The organism is Rhizobium sp. BK275 (assembly GCF_014193555.1).
Lineage (GTDB): Bacteria > Pseudomonadota > Alphaproteobacteria > Rhizobiales > Rhizobiaceae > Rhizobium.
The window spans coordinates 269,952-287,233 of the sequence record NZ_JACHZL010000004.1 but is presented as its reverse complement, the minus strand read 5'-3'; the positions used below and the strand labels follow the sequence as shown (position 1 = coordinate 287,233).

Annotated in this window: 17 protein-coding genes; 6 read left to right on the top strand and 11 right to left on the bottom strand. The window is 59.6% G+C overall.

Annotated features, from left to right (window positions below):
• Nucleotides 1–36 precede the first annotated feature (36 nt).
• A complete protein-coding gene (gene sbmA, locus FHT82_RS14840; protein ID WP_183731820.1) occupies nucleotides 37–1,302 on the top strand; it encodes a peptide antibiotic transporter SbmA in 1,266 nt (421 codons plus the stop codon).
• A gap of 59 nt (nucleotides 1,303–1,361) precedes the next feature.
• Here sbmA and FHT82_RS14835 read toward each other — a convergent pair whose 3' ends face one another.
• Entirely contained in the window at nucleotides 1,362–1,892 is a 531-nt protein-coding gene (locus FHT82_RS14835; protein ID WP_183731817.1) for a PAS domain-containing protein, read from the bottom strand.
• A gap of 118 nt (nucleotides 1,893–2,010) precedes the next feature.
• Complete coding sequence (locus FHT82_RS14830) at nucleotides 2,011–3,000, bottom strand: polysaccharide deacetylase (RefSeq protein WP_183732758.1); 990 nt, start codon at nucleotides 2,998–3,000, stop codon at nucleotides 2,011–2,013.
• A 128-nt stretch (nucleotides 3,001–3,128) separates the two neighbouring features.
• On the opposite strand from FHT82_RS14830, the gene FHT82_RS14825 reads away from it, so the two are divergent.
• The 3 genes from FHT82_RS14825 (at nucleotide 3,129) to der (ending at nucleotide 5,951) form a co-directional block, all read left to right on the top strand.
• A complete protein-coding gene (locus FHT82_RS14825; protein WP_183731814.1) occupies nucleotides 3,129–3,725 on the top strand; it encodes an NnrU family protein in 597 nt (198 codons plus the stop codon).
• A 101-nt stretch (nucleotides 3,726–3,826) separates the two neighbouring features.
• Nucleotides 3,827–4,510: a tetratricopeptide repeat protein gene (locus FHT82_RS14820; protein WP_183731811.1), complete on the top strand. Its 684-nt coding sequence runs from the start codon at nucleotides 3,827–3,829 to the stop codon at nucleotides 4,508–4,510.
• Between the two features lie 16 nt (nucleotides 4,511–4,526).
• On the top strand, nucleotides 4,527–5,951 hold the full coding sequence (gene der / locus FHT82_RS14815; RefSeq protein ID WP_183731808.1) for a ribosome biogenesis GTPase Der: 1,425 nt from the start codon (nucleotides 4,527–4,529) through the stop codon (nucleotides 5,949–5,951).
• A gap of 60 nt (nucleotides 5,952–6,011) precedes the next feature.
• On the opposite strand, the gene FHT82_RS14810 is transcribed toward der, so the two are convergent.
• Nucleotides 6,012–6,449 carry a MarR family transcriptional regulator gene (locus tag FHT82_RS14810; protein ID WP_183731805.1) on the bottom strand — a complete coding sequence of 146 codons (438 nt, stop codon included), beginning with the start codon at nucleotides 6,447–6,449 and terminating at the stop codon, nucleotides 6,012–6,014.
• Nucleotides 6,450–6,612: 163 nt separating this feature from the next.
• On the opposite strand from FHT82_RS14810, the gene FHT82_RS14805 reads away from it, so the two are divergent.
• Nucleotides 6,613–7,626: an alpha/beta hydrolase gene (locus FHT82_RS14805; RefSeq protein WP_183731802.1), complete on the top strand. Its 1,014-nt coding sequence runs from the start codon at nucleotides 6,613–6,615 to the stop codon at nucleotides 7,624–7,626.
• A 3-nt stretch (nucleotides 7,627–7,629) separates the two neighbouring features.
• On the opposite strand, the gene FHT82_RS14800 is transcribed toward FHT82_RS14805, so the two are convergent.
• Together FHT82_RS14800 and FHT82_RS14795 are read right to left on the bottom strand one after the other, a co-directional pair.
• Nucleotides 7,630–8,811, bottom strand: coding sequence for a glycosyltransferase family 1 protein (locus tag FHT82_RS14800; RefSeq protein WP_183731799.1), 1,182 nt, complete (start codon nucleotides 8,809–8,811; stop codon nucleotides 7,630–7,632).
• A 236-nt stretch (nucleotides 8,812–9,047) separates the two neighbouring features.
• Nucleotides 9,048–10,088, bottom strand: a complete 1,041-nt coding sequence (locus FHT82_RS14795) for a glutamine synthetase beta-grasp domain-containing protein (RefSeq protein ID WP_183731797.1) — start codon at nucleotides 10,086–10,088, stop codon at nucleotides 9,048–9,050.
• 427 nt (nucleotides 10,089–10,515) lie between these two features.
• Between FHT82_RS14795 and gstI the strand changes: the two genes are divergently transcribed.
• Complete coding sequence (gene gstI / locus FHT82_RS14790; protein ID WP_183731794.1) at nucleotides 10,516–10,707, top strand: glutamine synthetase translation inhibitor GstI; 192 nt, start codon at nucleotides 10,516–10,518, stop codon at nucleotides 10,705–10,707.
• Nucleotides 10,708–10,798: 91 nt separating this feature from the next.
• Here gstI and FHT82_RS14785 read toward each other — a convergent pair whose 3' ends face one another.
• From FHT82_RS14785 to FHT82_RS14760, 6 genes are all read right to left on the bottom strand, one after another.
• Nucleotides 10,799–11,710, bottom strand: a complete 912-nt coding sequence (locus FHT82_RS14785) for a sugar kinase (RefSeq protein ID WP_183731791.1) — start codon at nucleotides 11,708–11,710, stop codon at nucleotides 10,799–10,801.
• A gap of 114 nt (nucleotides 11,711–11,824) precedes the next feature.
• Nucleotides 11,825–12,811: an oligopeptide/dipeptide ABC transporter ATP-binding protein gene (locus tag FHT82_RS14780; RefSeq protein WP_183731788.1), complete on the bottom strand. Its 987-nt coding sequence runs from the start codon at nucleotides 12,809–12,811 to the stop codon at nucleotides 11,825–11,827.
• Entirely contained in the window at nucleotides 12,804–13,811 is a 1,008-nt protein-coding gene (locus FHT82_RS14775) for an ABC transporter ATP-binding protein (protein ID WP_183731785.1), read from the bottom strand. The genes FHT82_RS14780 and FHT82_RS14775 overlap by 8 nt, the downstream gene beginning before the upstream one ends.
• A complete protein-coding gene (locus FHT82_RS14770) occupies nucleotides 13,812–14,729 on the bottom strand; it encodes an ABC transporter permease subunit (RefSeq protein WP_183731782.1) in 918 nt (305 codons plus the stop codon).
• A complete protein-coding gene (locus tag FHT82_RS14765; RefSeq protein ID WP_183731779.1) occupies nucleotides 14,726–15,649 on the bottom strand; it encodes an ABC transporter permease subunit in 924 nt (307 codons plus the stop codon). Before FHT82_RS14765 ends, FHT82_RS14770 begins: the two co-directional genes overlap by 4 nt.
• A gap of 48 nt (nucleotides 15,650–15,697) precedes the next feature.
• Entirely contained in the window at nucleotides 15,698–17,278 is a 1,581-nt protein-coding gene (locus FHT82_RS14760) for a peptide ABC transporter substrate-binding protein (RefSeq protein WP_183731777.1), read from the bottom strand.
• Nucleotides 17,279–17,282 lie beyond the last annotated feature (4 nt).

The window sequence follows — 17,282 nt, the reverse complement described above, 5'->3', positions numbered from 1 at the left end:
CTTCCGTGACTCCAGTTCAGGAAAGCAAAACTCCCCGTGTTTCATTCCTTCTTCCCCCAGCCAAAGGCGTTCTTTACTTCGCTCGCAGTCTGGACGCTGGCTGCAATTTTTGGCTGGTATTTCTTCGCGGCCGGTCTCGGTGCTTCGCTTGGTTTTACGCCGGTTCCCGAAGAGCAGCAGCCGATCGATCTCTCGTTCTTCCTGCTGCCGGAAAATCTCTGGTTTTACGGCTACTTCCTTTTAGCTGCGCTGATCTTTTGCGGTTTCTGGCATTTGAAGGCACTCAGCCATCCGTGGAAGATGTGGTCGATCTGGGGCTCGGCGCTTATCATCTTCGTGACCTATTTTGGCGTGCAGATCACAGTCGTCATCAACAACTGGCGTCGGCCTTTCGGCGATCTCTTGCAAAATGCGCTGACGAAGAAGCCGGGTATCACTGTCGAGAACTTCTACGATCTATTTCTGATCTTCGCGCAAATCGCTTTCCTCAGCATGCTCGTGTCGATCCTGACCGACTTTTTCACCAGCCATTACATCTTCCGCTGGCGGACGGCGATGAACAATTTCTATATGGCGAATTGGGAAAAGCTTCGCCATATCGAAGGCGCATCCCAGCGTGTGCAGGAAGATACGATGCGCTTTTCCAGCACCCTGGAAGGCCTCGGCATCAACCTGATCAATTCGGTGATGACGCTGGTCGTCTTCCTGCCGATCATGCTGGCGCTGTCACATTACGTGACGAGCCTGCCGATTCTTGGCGAAGTGCCGAACTCTCTCTTCTGGCTTGCCATCTTCTGGTCGGCTTTCGGGACCGCGCTGCTCGCTATCGCCGGCATCAAATTGCCTGGTCTGAATTTCAAGAACCAGCGCGTAGAGGCGGCCTACCGCAAGGAACTGGTTTACGGCGAAGATCATGCCGAGCGGGCGCAGCCGCCGACGGTCCAGGAACTGTTCTCAAGGGTGCGAAAAAATTATTTCACGCTTTACTTTCACTATCTGTATTTCAATGTTGCCCGCTCGTTTTATCTGCAGGCGGACAATCTTTTCGTCTATTTCTTTATGGCGCCGACCATCGTTGCCGGCGCCATCACCTACGGTATCTTCCAACAGATCGCGACGGCTTTCGGCCAGGTCAGCAATTCCTTCCAATATCTCGTCAATTCCTGGACGACGATCATCGAACTGCTCTCCATCCACAAGCGCCTCAAAGCTTTTGAGGCGGCAATTGACGATGAGCCCCTGCCGGATATCGATCAGCGCTATCTAGAGCGTGAGGCTGGCGTCGTTCACGTCGACGGCTGACAAAAACAGAAAGGGCTACCGAAACGGTGGCCCTTTCGGTTTGAGAGTCCGGCAGATCGTCAATTCGGGCGGTTGCACCCCGTATTTTTCCAATCCAAATCCATCAATGCCTCCAGAATATGATCCGCAACAGCCACGTTGCCCTCCCTGAGGGCGATGTCATAGGCGGCGAGGCAATGGTCGAGCAGCGGCGTGGCCACCGGCGCTTCCTCCGGAAGGGGCAAGACGATACCGCCATAAAGGGACGGAATGCCGTTCTTGTCGCGGAAGCAGCGTCCGAAGGCCATGACCTGATGGAAGGCGCCGTTGGCGCAGCGGGTGCGGTAGCTCTGGTGTTCCGGCTCCTGTGTCAGGATCGTATCATGGATGATCCTGGCGGCCGCCGGCTGATCCTCCGGATGGATGCGGGAGATATAGGCCTCGAGCGGCAGGCCGCTTGCCGCGTCCGAGGGATCAAGTCCGAACATTTCGGCGACCGCTCCGTCGCCGTAAAGAAGGTTGGTGACGATGTCCCAGATGAAAAAGCCGGTTTCACAAATGGGAAATTCGTCTTTGTCGGTCAGACACTCGAAGTCCACAATAGCCGTCATGACGCCACCACCTATGCTTGCGTGCATTCATGATGTAATGCTTATCAAAGCGCAGGTCGGACGCAATCAATTGGTGCAGGTGGTTTTTGATATCCAGAGGTTTTAAGCGCCAGGTGCCTTACAACCCGGATGTCTCCTGTAGCTGGCCACGTGCCTCGATCATGGGGATCGCTTCGGAATAGCTGACGCAGGCAACATCGGCCCTGTGGCAGACGTCGCTGACCAGCCTGTCGAGCGCACGCCAATAGGCGCCGCCGTTCATCTCCACGAAGTGGAAGCCGAGCTGCAGGGGAATGCGGCTGCCGGCATATTGCCTGTCGAAGGCTTCCTTGAAGGCCGCATAGGCGCGCTCCTCGAAAGCGGCGCTATCGGCGGAATCCTCTTCGCCCTTGGAGTGCCGGACGAAGAGATTGTAATCCATCCCGATAACAGGCTTTTCGGCCGGGCCTTCCGGAATGAGCGGCAGGCCGAAGCGGATGACCCCGTGTTCTTCGACCGGCATGATCGGCCCCTTGGTGACGAGGCTTGCATCATAGGTGAAGCCTGCTTTCTTCTCGGCCGCGATCATGTCCGCACCGCCGCCGGTCGACAGGTAAGGTGCGCGAAAGCCCTTGATGCCGTGGTCGACCAAATCCTGCCAGCCGGCCGGTTCGTTCAGGCCGACGCCCTTCCAGGCATTCTTCAGCGTCGTCTTGAAGGCCGCGTATTCGGCCGACCAGTCCGCCTCGCTCCATTGTCTTCCGTCAAAATGGCCGCAGGCATGGCTGGAAATGTCGTGCCCCTCGAGGTGGGCGTGCCAGATATTGCCGAGGCGCTCGCGGATCTCGTCGTCGCTCTGCGCGAAACCGACATTGGATTTTCCGCGTTTCTGATGAGGAGCCTGGTAGGCCTTCTTCGCTGCCTCATTCATCAGGAAGGTGCAGGAGAGGAAGTAGGTAAAGTGCGCGCCGTTCTTTGCCGCCATTTCGCGGCTCTTCTGCCAGAGTGCGTTGTCGTGAGCGCCGTCGAAGGAGATGATAACCAGCTGCTTCGGCTTGTCGGTGGCCTCGGCAACGGCAGGAAAAATCAGGGACAGGGCGAGGGAAGCAGAAAAAATCGAACGAAACATGGGCACCGCGACAATTTGCATTGCGGTTTTCCTGTTACAGAAATGCGGCGAAGCTGCGGTCTCGCTGGCAATTTTCCTCTTCTGCCGGTAATTCATGGCTGACCATTAAACAGGAAAACCAGATCATCATGGCTCTGCTCGTCCTCAGCCTCATTCTCTTCCTCGGCGTTCATCTGATCCGCGTCGTCGTGCCGGCCTTCCGGCAGGCGATGATCGATGGGATCGGCAAGCCTGCCTGGATGGCTATCCACTCGGTTGCGAGCATCCTGACGCTGATCTTCGTGATCTACGCCTTCGGTGTGGCGCGCAGCGAGCCGATCGGCCTCCTTTATAATCCGCCTGTTGGTATGGCGCATCTTACCGTGACGCTGATGCTGATCGCGGTGATCTGTCTGGTCGCCGGTTTCCTGCCAGGCGGCTATATCAAGACGAAGACGAAACATCCGATCGTGCTGTCGGTGAAGATCTGGGCGCTCGCCCATCTATTGTCGAACGGCGAAGCCTATTCGGTGCTGCTTTTTACAGCCTTCCTGATCTGGGGCGTGGTGCTTCGCATCTCGCTGAAGCGGCGCCAGCAGCGCGGAGAGATCACGTTGCCCACCTTCGTATCGGCCAAGTATGATCTCTACGCCGTCATCATCGGCGCGATCGTCTGGGTCCTGATGATCTGGCGTGTTCACGAATGGCTGATCGGTGTTGCCCCGCTGCCGATGCTTGCTTCGTGACGATTCTGCGATATCCCCCTTACAACGGCCGCAAAATGGAGTAGAAGGCCCGACAATGTGCGTTTTGCACTATGTATGGGTATCCGCGGCCGGAGACGAGAATGGCATTCAACGACGACAGCTTCATTCGTGAAGTCAACGAGGAACTGCGTTCCGACCAGATGAAGGGCGCAGTGCGCCGGTTTGGCCGCTATATCATTGCCATTGCCGTTCTCATCGTGCTCGGAACCATCGGCAAGGTCGCCTACGAGTATTGGGACGATACCCGTTCCTCCGGCGCCGGCGACCAGTTCCTGGCGGCGATGAAGCTTGCCGACGAGAACAAAACGGATGAGGCGCTCGCCGCACTCGACAAGCTGGAAAAGGAAGGCCACGGCGCCTATCCGGTTCTGGCGCGCATGCGTGCAGCGACCGTCCAGTCGCAGAAGGGCGACAATGCCGGCGCAATCGCGTCCTTCCAGACCATCGCCAAGGATAAGTCCGTTCCGGCTGCCGTGCAGGATGCCGCCAAGATGCGCGCCGGCTGGCTGCTGATCGAGAACGGCACCTATGAACAGGTTTCTGCCGCCGTCGAAGAAATGGCCGTACCGGGCAATGCCTTCCGCCATTCGGCGCGCGAGGCGCTTGGCCTTGCCGCCTACAAGGCCGGCAACATGGCTCAGGCGCGCCAGTGGTTTCAGTCGATCGTCGACGATGTCGACAGTCCGCGCAATGTTGCCAATCGTGCTCATATGATGCTTGATCTCATCACCGCATCCGGCAAGGCGCCCGCCGCGCAGGGTTAAGGCTTAAGGGAAAAGAATGAGTTTCACGGTCGCCATCGTCGGTCGCCCGAATGTCGGCAAGTCGACGCTTTTCAACCGGCTGGTTGGGAAGAAGCTTGCGCTTGTCGATGACACGCCAGGCGTGACCCGCGACCGCCGCCCGGGCGAAGCGCGGCTCATCGACCTGCGTTTTACAATCGTCGATACGGCAGGCCTCGAAGAGATGACGGATGAGAGCCTGCAGGGCCGCATGCGCCAGCAGACGGAAACGGCAATCGACGAGGCCGATCTATCGCTCTTCGTCGTCGATGCTAAAACCGGGCTGACGCCAGTCGATACGGCGCTCGGTGAGATGCTGCGTCGTCGCGGCAAGCCGGTCGTGCTCGTTGCCAACAAGTCCGAGGCGCGCGGTTCCGACAGCGGTTTCTACGATGCCTACTCGCTGGGGCTTGGCGAACCCGTGCCGATTTCGGCCGAACATGGGCAGGGCATGCTCGATCTGCGCGACGCCATCGTTGCTGCGCTCGGCGAGGATATCGCTTATCCATCGAAAGAAGACGTTGCCGTCACCGATGTCGACCTGCCGCAGTCGACGGGGGAAGAGGGCGAAGACGACGAAGAGCCCGCCTATGACGACACCAAGCCGCTGCGCGTCGCGATCGTCGGTCGTCCGAACGCCGGCAAGTCGACGCTCATCAATCGTTTCCTCGGCGAGGATCGGCTGCTGACGGGGCCGGAAGCCGGCATCACGCGCGATTCCATCTCCGTGGAATGGGATTGGCGCGGCCGCACGATCAAGATGTTCGATACGGCTGGCATGCGCCGCAAGGCCAAGGTGATCGAGAAGCTGGAAAAGCTCTCCGTCGCCGATGCACTGCGCGCCATCCGCTTTGCCGAGACCGTCGTCATCGTCTTCGATGCGACGATCCCTTTCGAGAAGCAGGATCTTCATATCGTCGATCTCGTGTTGCGCGAAGGCCGCGCGGCCGTTCTCGCTTTCAACAAGTGGGACATGATCGAGGATCGCCAGGCCGTGCTTGCTGACCTGCGCGAAAAGACCGACCGGCTGCTGCCGCAGGCGCGCGGCATTCGTGCCGTGCCGATCTCCGGTCAGACCGGCTGGGGCCTCGACAAGCTCATGCAGTCGATCATCGATACCGATCGCGTCTGGAACAAGCGCATCTCCACCGCCAAGCTCAATCGCTGGCTGGAGCAGCAGCAAGTCCAGCATCCACCGCCGGCCGTTTCCGGGCGCCGCATCAAGCTCAAATACATGACGCAGGTAAAGGCCCGCCCGCCGGCCTTCATGGTGTCCTGCACCCGCTCGGATGCGCTTCCGGAATCCTATACGCGCTATCTGATCAACGGGTTGCGGGCGGATTTCGATATGCCGAGTGTACCGATCCGGATCCACTACCGGTCACCGGACAATCCCTATGAGGGGAAGAAGAAGCGGACTTAGCGCGGTTTTCCAGCGTTGCCGCGCAAGCCGGAATGAGCCTGCCGCGGGGCGCGCTTGGCGTCAGGATGTGCTCTTGTTCAGTGCTTCGCGCAGCGCGACGATCTCTGCCTGCAGCCGTGCAAGCTCATCTCCACTGCGGTTGCTGGCGTCGATGATGCAGCCCGGCACGGTCTCGGCCTTTTCCTTCAGCCGCTTACCTTCCTCGGTCAGGCGCAGGACGACGACGCGCTCGTCCTCTCTGCTGCGTTCGCGACGGATATAGCCTGCCGTTTCCAGACGTTTCAGGAGCGGGGTCAGCGTGCTCGATTCCAGGAAGAGCTTTTCGCCGAGGCCGCCGACGGTCTGGCCGTCTTCTTCCCAGAGACAGACCATTGCCAGATATTGCGGGTAGGTGAGACCGAGCTCGTCGAGCAGCGGCTTATAGACGCGGTTGAACGCGTGGCTTGCCGTATAGACGGCAAAGCAGATGAACGTATCGAGTTTCAGCTGGTCCGACATCTCAATCTCCAAAACTGGCAGATATTATATCGTGCGATAAATGATCGTATACGCTTTTAGTGCATGGCAGCTATGCCAAAATATATATCGCACGATAATAAGTCGTGTGCGATATAAAAGGCGTGTTCAGGATGAACGCAACAAACCCTAAGAGGACAAGACAATGTCGACGATCAAGACCGCAGTTTCCGCAGCAGCAATTCTGGCAGCTTCCGCTGTCGGGGCGTTTGCCGATCCGGTGCTGGAACCGACAACGCAGAAATTCATCGATAGCCTGACCGGCTCCAAGCCGATCTATACCTTCTCGCCGGATGAGGCTCGCGACATTCTCGCCGGCGCCCAGAAGGGTGACGTGAAAAAGCTTGCCGCCCAGGAAGAAGACAAGGTCATCAAGGTCGGGCCGACCGGCAGCGTCAAGCTGCGCATCGTTCGCCCCGAGGGTGCCAAGGGCACGCTGCCTGTCGTCATGTATTTCCATGGCGGCGGCTGGGTACTGGGTGATGCTGACACACATGACCGGCTCGTGCGCGAAATCGCCAACGGCGCCAAGGCTGCTGTCGTCTTCGTCGATTACGATCGGTCGCCGGAAGCGCGTTACCCGATTGCTATCGAACAGGCTTATGCCGCGACGAAATACGTCTCCGATCACGCCAAGGAATTCCATGTCGATGCCAGCCGCCTTGCCGTTGCCGGCGATAGTGTCGGCGGTAACATGGCAGCCGTCGTGACGCTGCTTGCCAAGGAACGCGGCGGTCCAGATATCGACCAGCAGGTGCTGTTCTACCCCGTGACCGATGCCAATTTCGACACTGGCTCCTACAATCAGTTCGCCAATGGCCCGTGGCTGACCAAGGAAGCCATGAAATGGTTCTGGAACGCCTATCTGCCTGACGAGGCCAAGCGCAAAGAGCCGACCGCTTCGCCATTGCAGGCCTCGCTCGAGCAGCTTAATGGCCTGCCGCCGGCACTGATCATCACCGATGAAAACGACGTGCTGCGCGACGAGGGCGAAGCCTATGGCCGCAAGCTTACCCAGGCGGGTGTGAAGGTGACTTCGATCCGCTTCAACGGCACGATTCACGATTTCGTACTTCTGAACGCGATTGCCGAAACGCCTGCTGTGCGCGGCGCGATCTCGGTGGCCAACGACACGCTACGGGCCGCCCTTCACAAGTAAGCCTCAATCCGTGGGCGGAAGAGGCCCGGCAGGTTCGCCGGGCTTTCTTCTTGGAAGGGATTTGGTGGCATACTGCCACGCTTTCTTCCATTTCGGCGTGATGACGCCGTTGGCGGCGCGGATATTGTTGATGAACTGCAGCGTCGCCGCTTCCCAGGAATATTGCATGGCAAGCTCGCGCGCCTTCTCCCGCGAGGCGGAAAGCGCAGCAAGGCAGGCCACCTGCAGATCGTCGTCCAGCGCGCCGACCAGGCTTTCCTCGCCGATGATATCCAGCGGGCCGGTGACGGGATAGGCAGCGACAGGGACGCCCGACGCAAGCGCTTCCAGAATGGTGTTGCCGAACGTGTCCGTCAGCGACGGGAAGACGAAGACATCGGCCTGCGCATAGGCCTTTGCCAGATCCTCACCGAGCTTGATGCCGGTGAAGTGCACGTCCGGATAGCGCTCTTCCAGGTCCGCGCGCGCCGGGCCGTCGCCGACCACCACCTTCGAGCCGGGCAGGTCGAGATCGAGGAAAGCCGGCAGGTTCTTTTCCAGCGCCACGCGGCCGACAGTCATAAAAATCGGGCGGGGAAGGCCGAAGGGTTTCTCCTCCAGAGGCATCGGGTGGAATTGCGTCGCATCGATGCCACGGCTCCACGGCATGAGGTTCTTCATGCCCTTTGCAGAGAGCTCCCGGGCGAGGCTAGGCGTTGCGACCATGCAGCCTGCGCCGCCGTTGTGGAACCACCGTATGAAGGCGTAGAGCCAGCTCTGGGGGATCGGCAGGCGGGCCGAAACATATTCGGGGAAACGGGTGTGGTAGCTGGTGGAGAAAGGCATGTGCTTACGAAGGCACCAGCGGCGCGCCGTCAGCCCCAGCGGGCCTTCCGTCGCGATGTGGACGTAGGAAGGATTGTGCTTCTCAATCTTGCGGGCAACGCGCCTGTACCAGGCGATCGACAGGCGGATCTCGGGATAGGTGGGGCAGGGAATGCTGGCGAAGCGCTCCGGTGTCACCATCGAGACTTCGACGCCCATCTTGGCGAGTTCCCGATTGGTGTTCTCGATTGAGCGCACGACACCATTAACCTGCGGATGCCAAGCGTCCGTCACGATCACCAGCCGCTCGGGCACGGTTCCAGCGGCCGCGGCACGAGCCCAGCTTTCGCCGCTATAAGAATTTGACGGACGTTGCAGCATGCTTCCATTTCCACCCGCGTCGCATGATTCTGGCAACGCACAACCCCTGGGCGGGGTTCCGGAATGGCGACTCCCGCTCTCTTATTTTGGCGGAAGTGCATGATGGGAATATTACAGCCCTGTATGAGTATTTACAGGCGCTTGCGGCCATAGTGGCGAGCAATTGTGTCGGCAGCCAGGGCCGGTATCTTTGAAAAGGAACGGCGCCGGCGGGGAGGCCGACGCCGCGGTAAAACTTAGGCTGCGGCCGAAGCAGAGCCGGAGGTCGGAACTTCCGAGATCGTCTTCAGAACCTGCGATGCGATCTGGTAGGGGTCGCCCTGGGAGTTCGGGCGGCGATCTTCCAGATAACCGCGGTAGTCGTTCTTGATGAACGAGTGCGGAACGCGGATCGAAGCGCCACGGTCAGCAACGCCGTAGGAGAACTTGTTCCACGGAGCCGTCTCGTGCTTGCCGGTCAGGCGCTTGTCGTTGTCAGGACCGTAGACATTGATGTGGTCCATCAGGTTCTTTTCGAACTGAGCCATCAGTGCTTCGAAATAGGCCTTGCCGCCAACTTCGCGCATGTACTTGGTCGAGAAGTTGCAATGCATGCCCGAGCCGTTCCAGTCGGTGTCGCCGAGCGGCTTGCAATGATACTCGATGTCGATGCCATACTTCTCGGTCAGGCGCTGCAGCAGGTAGCGAGCCATCCAGATCTGGTCGGCGGCCTTCTTGGAGCCCTTGCCGAAAATCTGGAACTCCCACTGGCCCTTGGCCACTTCGGCATTGATGCCTTCGTGGTTGATGCCGGCGGCGAGGCAGAGATCGAGATGTTCTTCGACGATTTCGCGGGCAACCGAGCCGACATTCGAATAGCCGACGCCGGTGTAGTACGGACCCTGCGGAGCCGGGTAGCCGGACTCGGGGAAGCCGAGCGGACGGCCGTTTTCGAAGAAGAAATATTCCTGTTCGAAGCCAAACCAGGCGTCTTCGTCATCGAGAATGGTTGCGCGAGCGTTGCTTGCATGCGGCGTGACGCCATCCGGCATCATGACTTCGCACATGACGAGCACGCCGTTGGTGCGGGCCGGATCGGGATAGACGGCAACCGGCTTCAGCACGCAATCCGAGCTGCGGCCTTCGGCCTGCATCGTCGACGAACCGTCGAAGCCCCAGAGCGGGAGCTGTTCGAGCGTCGGGAAATTATCGAATTCCTTGATCTGCGTCTTGCCACGCAGGTTCGGTACCGGGGTGTACCCATCGAGCCAAATATACTCGAGCTTATACTTTGTCATCGCGACTCTCTCTGCTGCGAACTTGAGCAAATCCTGAGGCAGTAGACGCAAGGGTGCGCTCTTCCGCCAGGGATGTCTCTTGTGAAGCACGTAGCGTGCCAGATCGTCTTTCAGACATAAAAAATTTACGAATCACCATGCCGAAGCAGTTTTCAGCCTGGGGGCGGCAGAGGGAAGGGCAATGCCGGTTGGCCCCGTTCCGCTTTGAAGCGGCCATTTTCGGGGTTGGAACCAGATCAAAATTCCGGCGTTTAGGCCAATGGATGAAGTTTTAAACAAATAAGCGCAAGCTTAATCAGGAAATGCTGCATCGATCGGCTACAATTATGACTTTGCCTATATTTTATGCTATTTGCATAAACTATGTGCATTGTGCTATTGTTTCGACCGTGAATGTTGATAGGCCGAGCTGAAGAAAGGCTATCTCATGGCAATCGGTTTCCATCGCGAATCCGCAACGATCTACCAGTTCCCAATTAAGGCTGCTCAAGGCGCGAACCGCTTCGAGCGCCTGCGCATGATGGAGCGGGAGGCGGCTGGCGTGTGCGACGCCGCGCTCGATAGCTGCTGGTATCACGACGAAGCCGTGCGCACGGACGACAAGAAAACCAATTCCTGATCTGGCGATCAGGCGTGAATGACCGCTGAGGCGGGGGCGGGCCTGCGCGTGACCGCCCGACAAGCGACATGCGCAGGCTTCAATCCTGATATCAGAGGCCGAGCTTTTCCTTCGGCACGAGTGCGCCATGTTCGCTGACGACGCGGGCGGCGATTTTAGCTCCGAAGCGGGCGGCTGCCGGGGCATCCCGGTTTTCCAGATAATGAGCCAGAAATGCGCCGTTGAAACTGTCTCCGGCGCTGGTGGTATCGACGACTTTTTTTACCTTTTCCGCTGGCACATGCATCTGCTCATTGGCGAAGCTCAGCGTTGCGCCTTCCGCGCCGTTCTTGACGACGACATGCGAGGCACCGAGCCCGCGATAGCGCTCAATGGTGGCTTCGATGGAGGCATCGCCAAAATGGGCGACCTCGTCATCGAAGCTCGGCATGACGAGCGAGGAGGCACGGCCGCCTTCGCTGATCGTCGTGTGCATGATGTCGTAGCTCGACCAGAGGCGAGGGCGGATATTCGGGTCGAAGACGACAAACTTGCCGACCGCTTTGGCACGGCGGATTTCCGCAAGCAGCGTCTCGGCGTCGTCATGGGAGAGGATGGCGAGCGTGATGCCGGAGAAATAGACGACATCGGCACTCTCCACCGCCTCTCGCAGCCGGTCCGGGTCGGCGGCGAGGCTGCGGGCGGCCGAACTGTCGCGCCAGTAGCTGAAGGAGCGTTCGCCGTTCCTCAGATTGATCATGTAGAGGCCGGGCGTCTTACCCTTGATGCGGCAGATGAGATCCGTGCCAATGCCGGCCTTGCCCATGAAGGCGACCATTTCGTCGGACATCGGATCATCGCCGAGCGCGGTGAAATAATCGACCGACCAGGCGGGCGGCAGGCAGGCGCGGGCGTACCATGCGGTGTTGAAAGTATCGCCGGCAAAGCCTTTCCGAAGCAGGCCTTCACCTGCCTGCGAGAGCTCCACCATGCATTCGCCGATCGACAGAAACCGTCCGCTCAAGCTTTCCTCCCGGATTTTTTCTGCTCTTGCGGATACGCGAAGAGGCGGGAGGAGACAAGTCAAGGAGAGTTGAAAGTCCATCGCCCCGACTGCGGAGCGATGGAGAATGTGATGTCAGGGCCTGTCCATATGGTAGCAGGCCGCCGTCTGGCCGGGGCGAACCAGTTCCGTCGGCGGCATTTCGGTGCGACAGACATCCGTTGCCTTCCAGCAGCGCGGCGAGAAGACGCAGCCCTGTGGCGGGTTCAGCGGCGAAGGTGGATCGCCCTGCAGGCGGATGCGGCTGCGCAGACGCGCGAGCTTTGGATCCGGGATCGGCGCCGCCGAGAAGAGCGCCTGCGTATAGGGATGAGCCGGATGTTCGAAGACCGTGGCGCAATCGCCGGCTTCGACCACCTTGCCGAGATAGAGCACCAGCACGTCATCCGAGATCAGGCGCACGACCGAGAGGTCGTGGCTGATGAAGATCAACGTCAAGCCGAACTCCTTGCGCAGCTTGCGAAGCAGCGTGATGACCTGGCCCTGGATCGACACGTCGAGCGCCGAGACCGGCTCGTCGCAGATGATAAGCTTCGGCCGCGTGACGACAGCACGGGCAATGCCGATACGTTGCGCCTGACCGCCCGAAAATTCGTGCGGATAGCGATTGATCATCTCAGGCACGAGACCGACGGCGGACATGATCTCGCGTACGCGTTCGAGGCGCTGGGCCTTCGAAAGCTTCGGCTCGAAAACGGTGAGTGGTTCGGCGATGATGTCGCCGACGGTCATGCGTGGGTCGAGCGAGGCGATCGGATCCTGGAAGATGATCTGCATGTCGCGGCGTGCGGCGCGCATTTCTTCATCCGAGAGATCAAGCAGATTGCGGCCCTGCCAGAGGATGCGCCCCTTCTGCGACTTGAGAAGACGCAGGATGGAGCGGCCGAGCGTCGACTTGCCGCAGCCGGATTCGCCGACGATGCCAAGCGTGCGGCCTTCGGCGAGATCGAAGCTGACATTGTTGACGGCCGTCAGCATCAGCGGCGGCTTGAAGAAGGATTTCGAGGGGATCTCGAACTGGGTCGTCAGGTTCTCGACCCTCAGAAGCGAGCGCTCAGCCATGGATCAGCAACTCCTCGCGGCGGGGGAAGGGATGGAAGCAGGCGGCGCAATGGCTTGCTCCCTGCTGTTGAAGTTGCGGCGGTCGGTCGATGCAATCATCCTGGACCTGCGGACAGCGGGGCGAGAAATTGCAGCCCTTGGGCAGGTGCTGCAGGTTCGGCGGGCGGCCGGGGATGACGACGAGATCGTCGACATCCTGATCCGGGCGCGGGATCGAAGCGTGCAGCGCTGCTGTATAGGGATGCGCCGGGTTTTCGAAGAGTTCATCGACCGGAGCTTCCTCGACGATGCGGCCGGCATACATGACGGCAACCCTGTCTGCGAGACCAGCCACGACGCCGAGGTCGTGGGTGATCATCAGAAGCGCCGTGTTCATTTCCGCCGTCAGATCATTGAAGAGATCGAGGATCTGCGCCTGGATGGTCACATCGAGCGCAGTCGTCGGCTCGTCGGCGATCAGGAGCTTCGGCTTGGTGAGCAACGCCATGGCGATGACGATGCGCTGGCGCATGCCGCCGGAAAGTTCGTGCGGATAGAGGTTGAAACGACGCGTGGGGTCAGGAATGCCGACACGCTTCAGCATATCGAGGGCCTCGGCAGATGCCGCCCTGGCGGTAAAGCCGCGGTGGATCTCAAGCTGTTCCGTCAGCTGCCGGGAAATCCTGAGAGACGGATTGAGCGCCGTCATCGGGTCCTGGAAGACCATCGCCATGTCCTTGCCGCGGACACGGTCGAGTTCGCGTGGCTTCAGCGACAGCACGTCCTGGCCTTCCAGCAAGGCCTGGCCGGTCGTTTTGCCGTTCTTGGCGAGCAGTCCCATGATGCCAAGGAAGGTCTGGCTCTTGCCGGAGCCGGATTCACCGACAATGGCGATGCGTTCGCCGCGGCGAACCGTCAGGTTCATGTTGGAGACCGCCTTCACCTGGCCCTCGGGGGTCTCGAAGGTGATCGAGTAATCCCTGAGCTCGAGAAGGGTATCTTTTTGTTTTTCTGAGGTCATCTATCGATCCTTCGGGTCGAACGCATCGCGCAGCCCGTCGCCGATGAACAGCAGGCTGAGGAGTAGAGCCACAAGGAAACTTGCCGGGAAAACCAGCAGCCAGGGCATGCTTTCCATGGCATCGGTGCCTTCGGCAATCAGGGTGCCGAGCGAAGTCAGCGGCTCTTGAACGCCGAAGCCGAGATAGGAAAGGAAGCTCTCGGTCGCGATGATCTCCGGCACGGTCAGCGCCGCGAAGATGACGACGGGGCCGATGAGGTTCGGGATGATGTGCTTGGTAATGATCTTGAAAGGCTTCTGACCCGAGGCGCGGGCAGCTTCCACGAATTCGCGGTGCTTGAGCGACAGGGTCTGTCCGCGCACGATGCGGGCCATGGTCAGCCATTCGAGCGCGCCGATCGCAGCAAAGAGCAGATAGACGTTGCGGCCGAAGATCACCATCAGCAGGATGACGAAGAGGATGTAGGGAAGTGCGTACATGATATCGACGAAGCGCATCATGATCGAGTCGAGCCTGCCCCCGATATAACCTGAGATCGCACCGTAGAGCACGCCGATGACGACGGAGACGAGGGTCGCCGTCAGCGCTACGGCAAGCGAAACGCGCGTGCCGTATAGCACACGGGCAAGCAGGTCGCGGCCGTTCGGGTCGGTGCCGAAATAGTGGCCGTTTTCGAAGGAGGGTGGAGCGCGGAAGGCGGCCCAGTCCGGGTCTTCGTAGTTGAAGGGGATGACGCTTGGGCCAAGGAAGGCGGCCAGAATGAGCAGCACCAGCACACCGATGGAGATGACGGCTGCCTTGTTGCGCGAGAGGCGGCGCAGAGCATCCCTGGTCAGCGAGCGGCCCTCCGGAGACAGGCCTTCGGCTTCCAGCAGTTCGGCTGCAAGCAGCTCTCTTTTTGCGGGATTGAGGATCATCTGTTTCTCACTTTCGGGTCCAGCCAGGCATAGGCGATATCGACCAGAAGGTTCAGGAACACGATCAGCACCATGTAGAAGATGACCGTACCGAGAACCATGCCGTAATCGCGGTTCAGCGCTGCGTTGACGAAATAGCGGCCGATGCCGGGCAATCCGAAGATGCTTTCGACAACCAGCGAGCCGGTGAGAAGGTAACTTGCCGCCGGACCCAGGTAGGAAACGACGGGCATCATGGCGGGCTTCAGCGCATGGCGCATGACCGTCAGACGCGGGCCGATGCCCTTGGCCTTGGCGGTGCGGATGAAGTTCTGGTTCATCACCTCGATCATCGAGCCGCGGGTGATGCGCGAGATGCGGCCGGCATGCGGCAGCGCCAGAACGACGATCGGCAGGACGAGATACTTGATCGAGCCATCACCCCAGCCGCCGACCGGAAACCAGGCGAGGTGGATGCCGAAGACGAGCTGCATGATGGGCGCGATCAGGAAGTTCGGCAGAACGACGCCCACCAGAATGAGCGCACTCAGAATATAGTCCGGTGCCTTGTTCTGGTAGAGCGCCCCAAGACAGCCGACGGCCACGCCGACGATGATGGCGATCAGGAAGGCAGCCGTGCCGATGGTGAAGGTGTAGGGCAGACCGATCATGATCTGCTGGGCGACGGTGAAGTCCTCACTCGCGAAGGAGGGGCCGAGGTCACCTTTCAACAGGTCGCCGACATAGATCAGGTACTGCTGAACGAGCGGCTTATCCAGATTGTAGTGGATCGCGAGGTTTTTCAGGATCACCGGCGGCAATGGCCTTTCGCCATCAAAGGGGCCGCCGGGGGCAAGGCGCAAAACGAAAAAGCAAGCTGTGACGGCGATCCACAGGACAGGGATCGTCGACAGCAATCGACGGAGAGCGTATTTGATCATGGTCGTGGAGCGGCTCTTCCCGGAGTGACCGGGAAGAGCCTTTCATCCTTATTCCTTGATGGACAGCCAGCGCGTGCGGTGGATGTCCTGAACGTTGTCGACGAAGCCCTCGATCTTGGGCGAGACGACGTTCTTGGAGACGTAGTAGTAGATCGGGAGTGCGGCTGAATCGTCCAGCGCGAGCTGTTCGGCCTTCTTGAAGATCTCGGCGCGCTTCGTCAGATCGGTCTGAGCGTTGCCCTCCTTGATCAGCTTGTCATAGTCGGCATTCGACCAGCGGCCATAGTTCATCTGAACGCCTGTCACGAGCAGGTTCAGGAAGTTGTCCGGATCGTTGTAGTCGGCGAGCCAGCCGGCACGGCCGATCTGCACTTCACCGCGCTGCAGCTGGTCGTAGTGGACCTTCGTTTCCGCGTTGACGAGCTCGACATTGACGCCAAGCGGCTTCCACATGGAGGCGATCGCAACGGCGATACGCTTGTGGTTGTCGTTGGTGTTGTACTTGAGCTCGGTCGTCAGCGGATGATCCGGGCCGAAGCCGGCTTCCTTCAGCAGCTTCTTGGCTTCTTCGACCTTGTCCTTGTAGGGAAGATCCTTCCAGGAAACGTAGGCCGGATCGCCGTAATTGGCGGTACCCGGCGGAACCCAGGAGTAAGCCGGCAGTTCGCCGGTGCCGAGGATCTGCGGACCAATCACTTCGCGGTTGATCGCCATGGAGAGAGCCTGGCGCACGCGCTTGTCGCTGAACGGCGGCTTGGTCGAGTTGATGACATAGTAGTAGAGGCCGGAGAAGGGGGCGACGTGCGCCTGACCCGGAAGGTTCTTCTTCATCCACTCGTACTGGTCGGTCGGGAAGTCGGTGAGGATATCGAATTCGCCGGCGCGGTAGCGCTTCAGCGCGGCTTCCTGATCTTCGAGCACGAAGAACTTCGCGCCGTCGATCTTCAGATCCTTAGCTCCATACCACTGATCGTTCTTGACGGTCGTGACGTGCGAACCGGGGACCCACTCGACCGGCTTGTACGGACCGTTGGTGACGATGTTGCCGATCTTGACCCAGTCCTGACCCTTGGCCTCGACGACATGCTTCGGCAGCGGATAGGCCGTGTAGTGCATCAGGGCGTTGATGAAATAGGGGGTCGGGTTCTCAAGGGTGATCTCGAGTGTCTTGTCGTCGATCGCCTTGACGCCGAGTTCGTTCAGATCGGTGATCTCGCCCTTGTTGATCTTTTCTGCGTTCTTGATGGTGAACTGCAGATAGGCGTAGTCGGCGGCGTTCTTGGGGTCGATGAGACGCTGGAAGGCGAAGACGAAGTCGCCGGCCGTTACCGGCTGGCCATCGGACCACTTGATGCCGTCACGCAGCTTGAAAGTGTAGACCTTGCCGTCAGGGGAAATGGTCCAGCTTTCGGCCTGGCCGGGAACCGGGTTGTCCTTGGCGTCTTCGGTGACGAGGCCTTCGAAGATGTCGCCGGCAATACGGTTTTCCCAGTCGCCGGAGAGTTTTTGCGGATCCAGCGAGGTGGGATCGCCACCATTATGGATATTCAGCGTGGCCGCGTGGGCCGAAAATGCGAGCAATGAGCCAACCATTGCAGACGCGAGAAATTTTTTCGTGAAAAAGGACATACTG

What these genes read in the sequence shown, in the direction of transcription:
- FHT82_RS14835 (WP_183731817.1), bottom strand. Translation starts at nt 1,892, where the DNA reads ATGACGGCTATTGTGGACTTCGAGTGTCTGACCGACAAAGACGAATTT.
- FHT82_RS14830 (WP_183732758.1), bottom strand. Translation starts at nt 3,000, where the DNA reads ATGTTTCGTTCGATTTTTTCTGCTTCCCTCGCCCTGTCCCTGATTTTT.
- FHT82_RS14825 (WP_183731814.1), top strand. Translation starts at nt 3,129, where the DNA reads ATGGCTCTGCTCGTCCTCAGCCTCATTCTCTTCCTCGGCGTTCATCTG.
- FHT82_RS14820 (WP_183731811.1), top strand. Translation starts at nt 3,827, where the DNA reads ATGGCATTCAACGACGACAGCTTCATTCGTGAAGTCAACGAGGAACTG.
- der (WP_183731808.1), top strand. Translation starts at nt 4,527, where the DNA reads ATGAGTTTCACGGTCGCCATCGTCGGTCGCCCGAATGTCGGCAAGTCG.
- FHT82_RS14810 (WP_183731805.1), bottom strand. Translation starts at nt 6,449, where the DNA reads ATGTCGGACCAGCTGAAACTCGATACGTTCATCTGCTTTGCCGTCTAT.
- FHT82_RS14805 (WP_183731802.1), top strand. Translation starts at nt 6,613, where the DNA reads ATGTCGACGATCAAGACCGCAGTTTCCGCAGCAGCAATTCTGGCAGCT.
- FHT82_RS14800 (WP_183731799.1), bottom strand. Translation starts at nt 8,811, where the DNA reads ATGCTGCAACGTCCGTCAAATTCTTATAGCGGCGAAAGCTGGGCTCGT.
- FHT82_RS14795 (WP_183731797.1), bottom strand. Translation starts at nt 10,088, where the DNA reads ATGACAAAGTATAAGCTCGAGTATATTTGGCTCGATGGGTACACCCCG.
- gstI (WP_183731794.1), top strand. Translation starts at nt 10,516, where the DNA reads ATGGCAATCGGTTTCCATCGCGAATCCGCAACGATCTACCAGTTCCCA.
- FHT82_RS14780 (WP_183731788.1), bottom strand. Translation starts at nt 12,811, where the DNA reads ATGGCTGAGCGCTCGCTTCTGAGGGTCGAGAACCTGACGACCCAGTTC.
- FHT82_RS14775 (WP_183731785.1), bottom strand. Translation starts at nt 13,811, where the DNA reads ATGACCTCAGAAAAACAAAAAGATACCCTTCTCGAGCTCAGGGATTAC.
- FHT82_RS14770 (WP_183731782.1), bottom strand. Translation starts at nt 14,729, where the DNA reads ATGATCCTCAATCCCGCAAAAAGAGAGCTGCTTGCAGCCGAACTGCTG.
- FHT82_RS14765 (WP_183731779.1), bottom strand. Translation starts at nt 15,649, where the DNA reads ATGATCAAATACGCTCTCCGTCGATTGCTGTCGACGATCCCTGTCCTG.
- FHT82_RS14760 (WP_183731777.1), bottom strand. Translation starts at nt 17,278, where the DNA reads ATGTCCTTTTTCACGAAAAAATTTCTCGCGTCTGCAATGGTTGGCTCA.